The following is a 12,994-nucleotide window of genomic DNA, read 5'->3' as shown; positions in this document are numbered from 1 at the left end:
CCATGCCTTCGTTCGACGTGGTATCGGAACTGGACAAGCACGAAGTGCAGAACGCGGTCGACAACGCCATCAAGGACCTGGACCGTCGCTACGACCTCAAGGGCAAGGGCACCTTCGAGTTCAAGGACAAAGAGCAGACCGTGATGCTCACCGCCGAGGAAGAGTTCCAGCTCGAAGCGATGCTGGAAATCCTGCGCCTGGCGCTGGTCAAGCGCAAGATCGACGTGAAGTGCCTGGAAACCAAGGACCCGTACGCCTCGGGCAAGGAAAAGAAACAGGAAGCCAAGTTCCGCGAAGGCATCGACAAGGAACTGGCGAAGAAGATCGTCGCCACCATCAAGGATGCCAAGCTGAAAGTGCAGGCCGCCATCCAGGGCGAGCAGGTACGCGTTACCGGCAAAAAGCGCGACGACCTGCAGGAAGCCATTGCGCTGCTGCGTACCAAGGAATTCGACATGCCACTGCAGTTCAACAACTTCCGCGACTGATGTGGGCATCGCCCGGAACCCCGATGGCCAAATGATGTCCATGGGGGCCGGGGCTGCGCCATCGCGCGTGGCCAGTTCTACCGTGTACTTGCCGCTCGGCATCAGGAGATGAATATGGATTTGAACGCTGAAGTCGATCAGCTGGTCCGCCAATCCCAGACCTGGATCCCCTTGATCATGGAATATGGCAGCCGTGTGCTGCTGGCGCTGCTGACCCTGGCGGTCGGCTGGTGGATCATCAACAAGGTCAGCGCCCGCCTGGGCAAGCTGGTTGGCCTGCGCAACGCCGACCTGGCGCTGCAGGGCTTCATCAGCACCTTGTCGAATATCGTGCTGAAGGTGCTGCTGTTCGTCAGCGTGGCGTCGATGATCGGTATCGAGACCACCTCGTTCGTTGCCGCCATCGGTGCCGCGGGCCTGGCCATCGGCCTGGCCTTGCAGGGCAGCCTGGCGAACTTCGCCGGCGGTGTGCTGATCCTGATGTTTCGCCCGTTCCGCATCGGTGACTGGATCGAGGCGCAAGGCGTGGCCGGCACCGTCGACAGCATCCAGATCTTCCACACCGTGCTGCGCACTGGTGACAACAAGACGGTGATCATGCCCAACGGCAGCCTGTCCAACGGCATCATCACCAACACCAACCGCCAGCCGACGCGCAAGGTGGTGTTCGATGTGGGCGTGGACTACGAGGCCGACCTGCAGAAGGCCCGCAACGTGCTGCTGGAGCTGGCGCAGGACCCGCGCGTGCTGCCCGACCCGGCGCCGCAGGCGGTGGTCGCGACCCTGGGCGACAGCTCGATCACAGTGTCCTTGCGCTTGTGGACCAAGACTGCCGATTACTGGGATGTGATGTTCATGCTCAACGAGCATGCGCGTGACCGGTTGAAGGCCGAAGGGATCGACATTCCGTTCCCGCAGCGGGTGATTCGCGTGGTGCAGGAGACTGCAGCGCAGTAATACCGCGTTGAAGCCGGGGCCGCTTCGCGCCCCATCGCTGGCAAGCCAGCTCCCACAGGGTTATCACAGTCTTCAGGCTTGTGTTGTTCCTGTGGGAGCTGGCTTGCCGGCAATGGGGCGCGAAGCGGCCCCGGCTTTTTACACTTGTTCACAGCAATACCCCGCCATTTCTGGCATATAGCCTGACCCCACCTGCCACACCCGATACGCCATCATGAAACCACTGCTGTACATCACCCCCCTGCGCGCCTTGCTGTTCGGCCTGACCCTGGCCCTGTTCGAGCTGCTCACCTACCTGGCCAGCGATGCCGTCATGCCGGCCATGCCGGTGGTGGTCGGCGACTTGAATGCCAGTCCCGAATACATTCCCCACGCCCTCAACCTGTACCTGCTGGGGGGCGTGGTGCTGCAATGGCTGATCGGCCCGCTGGCCGACCGCTATGGCCGGCGCCCGTTGCTGCTGATCGGCTGCGCGTTCTTCGGCCTGGCCTGCCTGGCCACCTTCTGGGTCCACGACATCGGCCTGTTCAACTTGCTGCGCCTGCTGCAAGGCATCGGCCTGGGGTTTGTGGTCACGGTCAGCTACCCGGCCCTGAACGAAGCCTTCAGCGAAGCCGACGCCGTGCGCATGATGGCCCTGCTGGCCAACATCGCCTTGCTCTCGCCACTGCTCGGGCCGCTGGTGGGCACCTTGCTGCTGCAGTGGCTGGACTGGCGTTGGCTGTTCGTGGCCTTCGCCATTGGTGCGGTTGTGGCCTGGCTGCTGCTGTACCGGCTGATGCCGGAGACCTTGGGCGTGGAGCGCCGTGACGGCTCGCGCCTGGCATTCACGCCGATCCACCTGCTGCCACTGCTGGCCGGCTACGGCCAATTGCTGGGCAACCGCCGCTTTGTCGCTGGCAGCGCGGCCCTGGGCCTGGTCGGTCTGCCGCTGATTGGCTGGATCGGCCTGTCGCCGGTGCTGCTGATCCACGACGAGGGGCTGAGCACCATGGAGTACGCCTTGTGGCAGTTGCCGGTGTTTGGCGGGCTGATCCTGGGCAACCTGATCATCAACCGCATTGCCGATCGCTATCCGTTGGCGGCGCTGGTGCGTGGTGCATTGTGGCCATACCTGGCCGGCCTGTGCCTGATGGGACTGGCGACATGGTACTGGCCGAGTGTGACCAGCGTGGTGGCGGGCATGTCGCTGTACGCGCTGGGGTTGGGCGTGGCCAACGCGGTGCTGTATCGCATGACGCTGTTCGCCAGCGAGCAGAGCAAGGGCCTGGTCTCGGCCATGCTGGGGATGATCACCATTGCCTTGCTGGGGTTGGGTGGGGCGCTGCTGGCGATGATTGGGGCCGGGGCCAGCTTGCTGCACTTTGCCCTGGCGGCGGGTGTGGCGGGGGCCTTGGCGCTGTGGCCGCTGTGGTTTGTGGTGGGTGGAAGGCCTGGTGAGGGGGCTGTTGCTCAGTAAACTTTATTGCCTGTAGCGGCCTCTTCGCAGCACAAGGCTGCTCCTACAGATACACCACAGCTCTGTAGGAGCAGCCTTGTGCTGCGAAGAGGCCGCTACAGGCAATACAAACCTGTCAGGGCCGCTCGGCCGCCGAACCTTCCTCTGCAACCGGTTTGCCCGGCCCGGCCTCCTGGCGCCACTGCAGGGCAATCAGGATCAGGGTCGGCACGCCAAGGAGGGCAGTGATCAGGAAGAAGTCGTGGTAACCGAACTTCTCCACCATCACCCCCGAATAACCCCCGATCAGCCTTGGCAACAGCAGCATGATCGAGCTGAGCAACGCGTACTGGGTAGCCGAGAACTTCAGGTTGGTCAGGCTCGACAGGTAGGCAACGAAGGCCGAGGTGGCCAGGCCGGAGCTGAAGTTGTCCAGCGAGATGGTCACCACCAGCATTTGCAAGTTCGGGCCCATGTCGGCCAGCATCAGGAACAGAATGTTGGTGCCCGCGGAGGCCGCACCGCCGATGAACAGGATCGGCATGATGCCGAAGCGCACGATCAGCAGGCCGCCAACACCGGCGCCGACCAGGGTCATGATCAGGCCGAAGATCTTGCTGACGCTGGCGATCTGGTCCTTGGTGAAGCCCATGTCGATGTAGAACACGTTGGCCATCACGCCCATTACCGTGTCCGACATGCGATAGGTGGCGATCAGGCCGAGCAGCAGCAGGGCCTGCCAGCGGTAGCGGGCGATGAAGTCGTTGACCGGGGTCAGCACCGGCGCGAGGCCGCGACGGCCCAGGCTCGACAGGCACGCCCAGGTCAGCAGTACATAGAGGATCAGGCGCAGGAAGGCGCGGTCTTCCAGCAGCAGGTCCAGTGGCGTTGCATCACCGGAGATGACGCTGGACCAGCCGGTATTGAACATCTGGGTGAAGCTGGCCGGTACCGATACCAGCAAGATTATCAGCACGAACACCGAGGCCAGCTGGTGCACCAGCCCATAGCGCGCTGCCGACAGCTGGGTACGCATGGGTACGGGCGGTTCGCGCATGATCAGGGTGGTGAATACGGCGGGCAGCATCATCACCGCGAACATGACGTAGGTGCCGGCCCAAGCCTTGTGCAGGTAGCTGAAGCCAGTGGAGCCGAACCACTCGGCGAAGAACAGGGCGCCAGCCGTGGCCAGCAGGGCCGCCACGCGGTAGCCGGCCATATAGCTGGCGGCGAGTGCAGCCTGGCGCTGGTCGTCGGCGATTTCCAGGCGGTAGGCATCGACCGCGATGTCCTGGGTGGCCGAAGCGAAGGCCACCAACACCGCCAGGGCAATCAGCCATGACAGGTGCTGCTGCGGGTCGCACAGGCTCATGCCGACCAGCCCGATCACCACCAGCGCTTGCGACAGCAGCAACCACGAACGCCGGCGCCCCAGGCTGCCGAGCAGCGGCAGGCGCCATTGGTCGAGCAGTGGCGACCACACCCACTTGAAGGCGTACGCCAGGCCGATCAGGCTGGCGTAACCAATGGTCTCGCGGGCCACGCCAGCTTCGCGCAACCACACCGAAAGGGTGGAGAACACCAGCATGTAGGGCAGACCGGCGGCGAAGCCGAGCAGCAAAAGTACCAAGGTTGACGGGCTGGCATAGGCAGCAAGCGCAGCGCGCCAGGTTTTACGGGGCATGGGCCAACATCTGCCTCAAGTTTGCGAAAACAAAGCGCGCACTCTAACCGCTGTGCTCCATCGGGCGCCAGCCATGGCGCGTCATATCCACACGATTGTTGGTTACATTCACACCCTCCGCGCGCAGTCGCGCCCGTTGTTCATCCCCAGCCGGGGTACCCAGTGCCAGGCTCAGCCTGCCACCTGCGCCAAGCACCCGGTGCCAGGGCAGGCGAGTGTCCGCGGGCAGTTGCCCGAGGGTACGCCCGACCCAGCGTGCCGCCCGCCCAAGCCCTGCCAGTTCGGCCAGTTGGCCATAGCTGACCACCTTGCCGGCCGGAACTTGGCCAAGTACCGAATACAGCACCGTCCGTCGGCCCTCGGCGGAGTCGAGGGCGTGCTCATATCCGTCAGACATCAGGCCCCCTCTGGGCTGCAGATGAAACCGGACCGGCGGTCTGGCAAATGAGAGTTGAACTCAACGGCATGCTCCCGGTCTTTTCTTGCTCTGGTCGTCGTTATCCGGATAATGCCCGGCTTTTTTCGCCAAATCGAACCTGTAGTCCGAAAATCATAGCCCGCTTATGTATTCTAGATCCTTGTTGTGCCTGCTTGCTGTTTCCCTCTGCGCCTCCCCGGTGTTCGCCGACACCGTATGGATGAAGAACGGTGACCGTCTCAGCGGCAAGATCAAAGTCTTCGACGGCGGCAAGCTGCTGCTGGAAACCCCCTATGGCGGTTCCATCGCCCTGGACTGGAAAGAGGTCCAGACCCTGGAGAGCGACCAGGAGATGCTGGTCAAGCAGGACGCCTACAGCGGTGAGCGCGCCAAGTCGCTGAAGGCCGCCGAGCCTGGCAAGGTGACCCTGGCCAATGGCGAGGCGCCGAAGACCGTGGAGCTGGCCAGCATTGAGCAGATCATGAAGCCCAAGCCCCTGGTCGAGGATTTCGTGTGGAAGGGCAACGTCGACGTGGCGCTGGACTACAAGCGCGCCGAGAACGACACCGACGACTACGACGTCGGCTTCAAGACCAGCGCCCGCCATGGCCGCTGGCGGCACAATGCCGAAGGCGAATACAACCGCGAGACCAAGGACGACGTCACCACCACAGACAACTGGAGTGCCGAGTATGCCCTGGACCGCTTCCTCACCGAGAAGTGGTTCTGGCAAGGGCGCATGGAGTACAAGCGCGATCGCATCGAAGACCTTGCTCGCCAGCGCACCGTGGGTACCGGCCCGGGTTACCAGTTCTGGGACGACGAACTGGGCGCGTTTTCGCTGGGGTCGCTGATCAACCGCACCGACTTCGAATACCAGGATGGCGCCAAGGACAACTTCTATTCTGCGGCAGTGAAGTGGGACTACACCCGCTACCTGATTGGCAAGAATGTGCAACTGTTCACCAACGGCGAGTTCGCCAAGCCGCTGGGTGGCGTGGCCGACTATGCGCTGGATGCCGAAGTTGGCCTGCGCTACAAGGTCACTGAATGGGCCTCGCTCAACCTCAAGGCGGAGAAGGACATCATCACCGGTACCCGTGAGAGTGACCTGGACAAGACCCGCTATACCGCAGGCTTCGGCGTCACCTGGTAAATCTTTGCGGCCCATCGCGACACAGGATGTACGCGATCCCTTGTAGGAGCGGCCTTGTGTCGCGATGGGCTGCAAAGCAGCCCCATTGGCACTGGATCTGATAATGCTTATCTTGTCCCATCCAGCCCGATATCAGGAGCCGCCCCCAAGTGAGTACCAATGCCATCCGTCCCGCCCGGGAGCTGCTGCTCAAGGAATACCGCGGCGTGCTCTCGACCCATTCCAAGTCGATGCCCGGCTACCCCTTCGGCTCGGTCGTGCCGTACTGCCTGGACGCCCAGGGCAACCCGTTGATCCTCATCAGCCGCATCGCCCAGCACACGCACAACCTGCAGAAGGACCCCAAGTGCTCGCTGCTGGTAGGTGAGCGCGAAGCCGAGGACGTGCAGGCCGTGGGGCGCCTGACAGTGATGGCCGAGGCGCACAAGCTGGTGGAGGAGGCCGCCATCGAGGCTGCCGCCGAGCGTTACTACCGCTATTTCCCGGACGCGGCCAACTACCACAAGGCCCACGACTTCGACTTCTGGGTGCTGCAGCCGGTGCGCCACCGCTACATCGGCGGCTTCGGCGCGATCCACTGGCTCGATCAGGTGACCCTGGCCAACCCGTTCGCCGGCAAGGCCGAGACGAGCATGGTCGAGCACATGAACAACGACCACGCCAACGCCATCGCCCATTATGTGGAGCTGACCGATTTGCCACGCCATGCGCCAGCACAGATGGTCGGGGTGGACAGTGAAGGCATGCACCTGCGTATTGGCCAGGCGGTTTACTGGTTGCCCTTCCCAAGTACTTGCAACACGCCGACACAAGTCCGCGAAGCCCTGGTTTTGCTGGCTCGCGCCGACCAGTGGCCGGTTGCGACGGAAGTCGAGGGTTGAAAAGCCGAGCGCACGCATCCATCTGTTGGTCTTACAGGAAGGTTCTCTTCCGACGAGGAATGCTTTGATGCGTGCTTTTCTACTGCTGTTTCTCCTGTTTCCCGTGCTGGAGCTGTTCGTCTTCGTGAAGGTCAGTGCCGCCATCGGTTTCTTCCCGGCACTGCTGCTGATCATCGCCGGCTCCGCCCTGGGTGTGCTGGTGATGCGCGTGGCCGGGCTGGCAACCGCACTGCGCGCCCGTGAAAGCCTGCAGCGTGGCGAACTGCCCGCCGAGGACATGTTCCAGGGCATGATGCTGGCCGTTGGTGGTGGCCTGCTGTTGCTGCCAGGTTTCATCAGCGACGTGCTGGGCCTGCTGTGCCTGCTGCCATTCACCCGTCATCTGGCCGCGCGCAAGATGCGCGAGCGTGCCGAGGCCCAGGCCATGCGACAGCGCGCCTTCCAGGACGACCCGTTCCAGGCCCGGCCGCGTGATGGCGGGCATAGGCCGAATGTGATCGAAGGCGAGTACGAGCGCCGCGACAAGTAATAACCGGGGGCCGCTTTGCGGCCCTTTCGCGACACAAGGCCGCTCCCACAGGCAATGCATACCTTCTGTGGGAGCGGCCTTGTGTCGCGAAAGGGGCGCAAAGCGGCCCCAGCTTTTTGCGGGGCCAAGGCGCTGATGAAAAATTTTCTGAAGCAAGCCTTGTAATTGAATATGGCGGCCTCATGTATGTGGTCACCGCAAGGTTTCTGGTGGCAACACCAGGCATAACTCAGGTGGTTCGCCCATTGCGGGCCACCCCGGCAACGCCGGACAGCAACAACCCGCCGGTGTCGACACCGGCCGATGAAAACCACAATTTGGGAGAGATCGACAATGAAGCTTCGTCCTCTGCATGACCGCGTCGTTATCCGTCGCAGCGAAGAAGAATCGAAAACCGCTGGCGGTATCGTCCTGCCGGGTTCGGCCGCTGAAAAACCAAACCGCGGCGAAGTCGTCGCCGTCGGCACCGGTCGCATCCTGGACAACGGCGAAGTTCGCGCACTGGCCGTGAAAGTGGGTGACAAAGTGGTTTTCGGCCCTTACTCGGGCAGCAACACCGTGAAAGTCGATGGCGAAGACCTGCTGGTCATGGCCGAGAACGAAATCCTCGCCGTTATCGAAGGCTGATTTCCCCGACTTCCCGTTACTCCAAAGAATTCCAAGGATTAAACGATCATGGCTGCTAAAGACGTAAAATTCGGCGATTCCGCTCGTAAGAAAATGCTGGTTGGTGTCAACGTTCTGGCTGACGCGGTAAAAGCGACCCTGGGCCCGAAAGGCCGTAACGTGGTGCTGGCCAAGAGCTTCGGCGCTCCGACCATCACCAAGGACGGCGTTTCCGTCGCCAAGGAAATCGAGCTGAAAGACGCCTTCGAGAACATGGGCGCCCAACTGGTCAAGGAAGTTGCTTCCAAGGCCAACGACGCTGCCGGTGACGGCACCACCACCGCTACCGTCCTGGCTCAGGCCATCGTCAACGAAGGCCTGAAAGCCGTCGCTGCCGGCATGAACCCGATGGACCTGAAGCGCGGCATCGACAAGGCCACCGCTGCCGTCGTCGCCGAGCTGAAGAACCTGTCCAAGCCATGCGCCGACTCCAAGGCCATCGCCCAGGTAGGTACCATCTCCGCCAACTCCGACAACTCCATCGGTGAAATCATCGCCGAAGCCATGGAAAAAGTCGGTAAAGAAGGCGTGATCACCGTTGAAGAAGGCTCGGGCCTGGAAAACGAACTGTCGGTCGTTGAAGGCATGCAGTTCGACCGCGGCTACCTGTCCCCGTACTTCGTCAACAAGCCGGACACCATGGTTGCCGAGCTGGAAGGCCCGCTGCTGCTGCTGGTCGACAAGAAGATCTCCAACATCCGTGAGCTGCTGCCAGTTCTGGAAGCCGTTGCCAAGGCCGGCCGCCCACTGCTGATCGTTGCCGAAGACGTTGAAGGCGAAGCCCTGGCTACCCTGGTAGTCAACAACATGCGCGGCATCGTCAAGGTTGCTGCGGTCAAGGCTCCGGGCTTCGGCGACCGCCGCAAGGCCATGCTGCAGGACATCGCCGTCCTGACTGGCGGCCAGGTCATCTCCGAAGAAATCGGCCTGTCGCTGGAAACCGCTACCCTGGAGCACCTGGGTAACGCCAAGCGCGTCATCCTGTCCAAGGAAAACACCACCATCATCGACGGCGCTGGCGCCGACACCGAGATCGAAGCACGCGTCAAGCAGATCCGTGCCCAGATCGAAGAGACTTCCTCGGACTACGACCGTGAGAAGCTGCAAGAGCGTCTGGCCAAACTGGCTGGCGGTGTTGCCGTGATCAAGGTCGGTGCCGGCACCGAAGTTGAAATGAAAGAGAAGAAAGCCCGCGTTGAAGACGCCCTGCACGCTACCCGTGCAGCCGTTGAAGAAGGCGTGGTACCTGGCGGTGGTGTAGCCCTGGTTCGCTCCCTGGCTGCCATTGCCAACCTCAAAGGCGACAACGAAGACCAGAACGTCGGTATCGCCCTGCTGCGTCGCGCTGTTGAAGCGCCGCTGCGCCAGATCACTGCCAACGCCGGCGACGAGCCAAGCGTTGTCGCTGACAAGGTCAAGCAAGGTTCGGGTAACTTCGGTTACAACGCTGCTACCGGCGAATACGGCGACATGATCGAGATGGGCATCCTGGACCCAGCCAAGGTCACCCGCTCGGCGCTGCAAGCTGCTGCTTCGATCGGCGGTCTGATGATCACCACCGAAGCCATGGTTGCTGACCTGCCGGAAGACAAGCCAGCTGCTGGCATGCCTGACATGGGCGGCATGGGTGGCATGGGCGGCATGATGTAAGCCAGCCTTACCCCCTGCACCATGAGAAGCCCCGGTTCGCGAGAACCGGGGCTTTTTTGTTTTCCTGTGAGGGCCCTTTCGCAGCACGAGGCTGCTCCTACAGACGATCGCGTACTCTTGTAGGAGCAGCCTTGTGCTGCGAAAGGGCCGCAAAGCGGCCCCGGGTTCAGGCGACGCTACGCTCGGCAGCAGGCACCTCAGCCATTCCCCTCCGATACAGGATCAGATAATAGGACCCCAAGCCGATCAACCAGCAGAACACCGCCGTCCACACGTTGTGCGACAGGAAGTGCGCTCCCTGCATCATCCGCCCTAGCGACAGCACCGACCCGGCGACGAAGGCCACCGTCAACGCCACCCGCGCCAGCCGCGGCTTGCGATCACGCAACATGAAGAACAGCCCGAACAGGCAGAACCCGGTGGCGGCATGCCCGCCCGGCCAGCACAGCCCGGGCTTGTCGGTCGCCGGCCGCGGTTCCAGCAGCTTGCTGTAGGTTTCCTTCCCGCCAAACTGGGTCAGGCTCCACGGGCATTGCACCTGGGTCACTTTCTTCAGCGGTGTGACAAACGCCGTGGACAGGCCCAGTGCCAGTACCAGGCAGCCCAGCTCACGGCGCCAGCCGAACAGCCGCTTCCAGAAGAAGCTGGCAGCAAAGGTCACCAGTGACATCACTCCCAGCAGGATCACCCCCTGCTTGACCCTGTCATGCAGGATGTTCTCCAGCAAATAGCTGTGGCGGCCGATGAACTGCCCGGCAGCAGGGTCGAAGAACAGGTTGGCAATGTCCATGTCGACCGATGTCAGTTCCAGCAGAATCAGGCCGATTGCGGTCGCCAGGGGTAGCCCCAGGTAAAGCCAGAAATTGATCGGGCGGGGGCGATTTGGTTGCTGCATGGCGGCTCCAGGGCGCGAAAAAGATCGGGCATTGTCGGCCGCCCGCTATCCTGTGTCCGTGAAGGATCAGTGAAAAAACCGTCAAGTGCGCTGAATTTTCCCTGGGGCTGGCACCCTGCAGGCATAGGCCTTAAGCTGCGCCTGCCGCGCACCACAGCGAGAAGCGCCGCACAGGAGAAACCGATGCGCATTCTTTTGGTTGAAGACAACCGCGATATCCTGGCCAACCTGGCCGATTACCTGGGCATGAAGGGTTACACCGTCGACTGTGCCCAGGATGGCCTGTCCGGCCTGCACCTGGCAGCCACCGAGCACTACGACCTGATCGTGCTCGACATCATGTTGCCGGGCATCGACGGCTACACCCTGTGCAAGCGCCTGCGCGAAGACGCCCGCCGCGATACGCCGGTGATCATGCTCACCGCCCGCGACCAACTGGACGACCGCCTGCAGGGCTTCCGCTCCGGTGCCGACGATTACCTGCTCAAGCCCTTCGCCCTGTCGGAGCTGGCTGCCCGCATCGAAGCGGTGCTGCGCAGGGCCCAGGGGGGCGGGCGCCGCACCTTGCAGGTGGCCGACCTCAGTTATGACCTGGACACCCTCGAAGTCACCCGCCAGGGCCGCTTGCTCAAGCTCAACCCGGTCGGCCTCAAGCTGTTGGCGGTGCTGATGCAGAAGAGTCCGCATGTATTGCGTCGCGAAGTGCTGGAAGAAGCCCTGTGGGGCGATGACTGCCCTGACAGCGACAGCCTGCGCAGCCACGTGCACCAGCTGCGCCAGGTGATCGACAAGCCGTTTGAAAAACCGCTGCTGCATACCGTCCATGGCGTCGGCTATCGCCTCGCCGAGGGCCGTGATGGAGTTTAAGCAAAGCCTTGCCCAGCGCATCATCATCGCCTTTGCCCTGATGAGCGCGCTGGTGGCCGGGGCCTTCGCCTTTGGCATCGTCGGCACCGTGCACCTGGTCGAAGAGCGGCTGATTTCGTCGGTGCTGGGCGGTGACCTGCAGCGCCTGCTGCGCATGGACAGCGTCAGCGACTGGAGCCACCGCCCCCGCCCCGACCAGCTGTTCTATTTCAGCGGCGGGCGCGACGACTTCGAGCTGCCCAAGGACCTGCGCCACCTTGACCGCGGCTTCCACGAGGTATTCCGCGATCAACTGTCGTACCACGCGATGGTCGAGATCGTCGATGGCCGTCGCTATGTGCTGTTGCAGGACCAGAGCGACTTCGAAGAGCGCGAGCGCTTGCTGTTCGCGGTGGTGGTGGTGGGCTTCGTGCTCAGCCTGGTACTGGCGGTGATCCTCGGCTGGCTGGTGGCGCGCCGGGTGATGGCGCCGGTGATCCGCCTGGCGCGCCAGGTACGCCACCGTGACCAGTTGCTGGGCCTGGCCCCGCCGCTGGCACCGGACTATGCCGCGGACGAAGTCGGCCAGCTGGCGGTAGCCTTCGACGATACCCTGGGCCGCCTGCGCGATGCGCTGACCCGCGAACGGTTGTTCACCAGCGACGTCAGCCATGAATTGCGCACACCCTTGATGGTGCTGGCCACCTCGTGTGAGCTGCTGATGGAAAACCCGACGCTGGACGCCCGCTCGCGCAGCCAGGTGGAGCGTGTGGCGCGGGCCACGGAAGAAATGCGCGAGCTGGTCAAGACCTTCCTGATGCTGGCCCGGGCACAGCGCGACGAGGGTGCGGTGGCATCGCGGGCCACCCTGCGGGAGGTGGCTGACGAACTGGTCGGGGTTTGGCGCGACACCATCGAGCAGAAGGGCCTGGCCTTGTATTACGATGGCCGCGTCAGTGCCAGCCCGGTACTGTACAACGCCACCTTCCTGCAGTCGGTAATGGGCAACCTGCTGCGTAATGCCGCGCACTACACCGACAGCGGCTACATCCGCCTGAGCCTGGAAGCCAACGGCTTCAGCGTGGAGGACAGTGGCGTGGGTATCCCGGAGGAACAGCGCGAGGCGATGTTCCGGCCGTTCGTGCGCGGCGATGAGCGGCGCGGTGAGGGCCTGGGCCTGGGCCTGTCGCTGGTACAGCGCATCTGCGATGACCAGGGTTGGCATGTCACCCTCACGTCAACCTTGCCCCACGGCTGCCGTTTCGTGGTCGACCTGAGCAATACCGCGGTCAAGGGCGATCCGGAGGCTTTGGTCGAGTAATCTGTTGTTACAGGCCATTCGGCGCTCAACATATTTTTCACATCAGCATGACCTGATTCCTACGC

The 12,994-nt window shown here is 62.8% G+C and carries 13 protein-coding genes; 10 read left to right on the top strand and 3 right to left on the bottom strand.

Translation table 11 applies throughout. The features are described 5' to 3' along the window. The first annotated feature begins 2 nt into the window (after window positions 1-2). The 3 genes from E5221_RS23445 (at window position 3) to E5221_RS23435 (ending at window position 2,904) form a co-directional block, all read left to right on the top strand. Window positions 3-488, top strand: a complete 486-nt coding sequence (locus E5221_RS23445) for a YajQ family cyclic di-GMP-binding protein (RefSeq protein ID WP_003260761.1) — start codon at window positions 3-5, stop codon at window positions 486-488. Between the two features lie 114 nt (window positions 489-602). After that, the gene (locus tag E5221_RS23440; RefSeq protein ID WP_015271698.1) at window positions 603-1,445 is read left to right on the top strand and encodes a mechanosensitive ion channel family protein; all 843 of its coding nucleotides are present in this window, start codon (window positions 603-605) and stop codon (window positions 1,443-1,445) included. A gap of 214 nt (window positions 1,446-1,659) precedes the next feature. Beyond that, the gene (locus E5221_RS23435) at window positions 1,660-2,904 is read left to right on the top strand and encodes an MFS transporter (RefSeq protein WP_247846532.1); all 1,245 of its coding nucleotides are present in this window, start codon (window positions 1,660-1,662) and stop codon (window positions 2,902-2,904) included. Window positions 2,905-3,019: 115 nt separating this feature from the next. Here E5221_RS23435 and E5221_RS23430 read toward each other — a convergent pair whose 3' ends face one another. Together E5221_RS23430 and E5221_RS23425 are read right to left on the bottom strand one after the other, a co-directional pair. Beyond that, complete coding sequence (locus tag E5221_RS23430; protein WP_013974096.1) at window positions 3,020-4,567, bottom strand: AmpG family muropeptide MFS transporter; 1,548 nt, start codon at window positions 4,565-4,567, stop codon at window positions 3,020-3,022. A gap of 43 nt (window positions 4,568-4,610) precedes the next feature. Next, window positions 4,611-4,964 carry an MGMT family protein gene (locus E5221_RS23425; protein WP_182328991.1) on the bottom strand — a complete coding sequence of 118 codons (354 nt, stop codon included), beginning with the start codon at window positions 4,962-4,964 and terminating at the stop codon, window positions 4,611-4,613. A 166-nt stretch (window positions 4,965-5,130) separates the two neighbouring features. On the opposite strand from E5221_RS23425, the gene E5221_RS23420 reads away from it, so the two are divergent. The 5 genes from E5221_RS23420 (at window position 5,131) to groL (ending at window position 9,867) form a co-directional block, all read left to right on the top strand. Beyond that, window positions 5,131-6,141 (top strand): DUF481 domain-containing protein, encoded by a 1,011-nt coding sequence (locus E5221_RS23420; protein ID WP_061552434.1) that lies wholly within the window; start codon window positions 5,131-5,133, stop codon window positions 6,139-6,141. A 149-nt stretch (window positions 6,142-6,290) separates the two neighbouring features. Continuing rightward, window positions 6,291-7,022, top strand: coding sequence for a DUF2470 domain-containing protein (locus E5221_RS23415; RefSeq protein ID WP_039612991.1), 732 nt, complete (start codon window positions 6,291-6,293; stop codon window positions 7,020-7,022). 67 nt (window positions 7,023-7,089) lie between these two features. Then, entirely contained in the window at window positions 7,090-7,551 is a 462-nt protein-coding gene (locus tag E5221_RS23410; RefSeq protein WP_039612990.1) for an FxsA family protein, read from the top strand. 333 nt (window positions 7,552-7,884) lie between these two features. Further along, window positions 7,885-8,178 carry a co-chaperone GroES gene (locus E5221_RS23405; protein ID WP_003260750.1) on the top strand — a complete coding sequence of 98 codons (294 nt, stop codon included), beginning with the start codon at window positions 7,885-7,887 and terminating at the stop codon, window positions 8,176-8,178. 48 nt (window positions 8,179-8,226) lie between these two features. Next, window positions 8,227-9,867 (top strand): chaperonin GroEL, encoded by a 1,641-nt coding sequence (gene groL / locus E5221_RS23400; RefSeq protein WP_013974091.1) that lies wholly within the window; start codon window positions 8,227-8,229, stop codon window positions 9,865-9,867. Window positions 9,868-10,033: 166 nt separating this feature from the next. Here the strand turns inward: groL and E5221_RS23395 are convergent, their stop codons facing one another. Then, a complete protein-coding gene (locus E5221_RS23395) occupies window positions 10,034-10,762 on the bottom strand; it encodes a phosphatase PAP2 family protein (protein WP_085721017.1) in 729 nt (242 codons plus the stop codon). A 183-nt stretch (window positions 10,763-10,945) separates the two neighbouring features. Here E5221_RS23395 and colR point away from each other — a divergent pair, with 183 nt between their 5' ends. After that, window positions 10,946-11,629 (top strand): two-component system response regulator ColR, encoded by a 684-nt coding sequence (gene colR / locus E5221_RS23390; protein ID WP_003255215.1) that lies wholly within the window; start codon window positions 10,946-10,948, stop codon window positions 11,627-11,629. After that, window positions 11,619-12,929, top strand: coding sequence for a HAMP domain-containing sensor histidine kinase (locus tag E5221_RS23385; RefSeq protein ID WP_182328992.1), 1,311 nt, complete (start codon window positions 11,619-11,621; stop codon window positions 12,927-12,929). The genes colR and E5221_RS23385 overlap by 11 nt, the downstream gene beginning before the upstream one ends. Window positions 12,930-12,994: the final 65 nt, after the last annotated feature.

This window comes from Pseudomonas sp. A2, from assembly GCF_023100865.1.
Taxonomy (GTDB): Bacteria; Pseudomonadota; Gammaproteobacteria; order Pseudomonadales; family Pseudomonadaceae; genus Aquipseudomonas; species Aquipseudomonas asiatica.
This window is presented reverse-complemented; position numbering and strand designations above follow the sequence as displayed.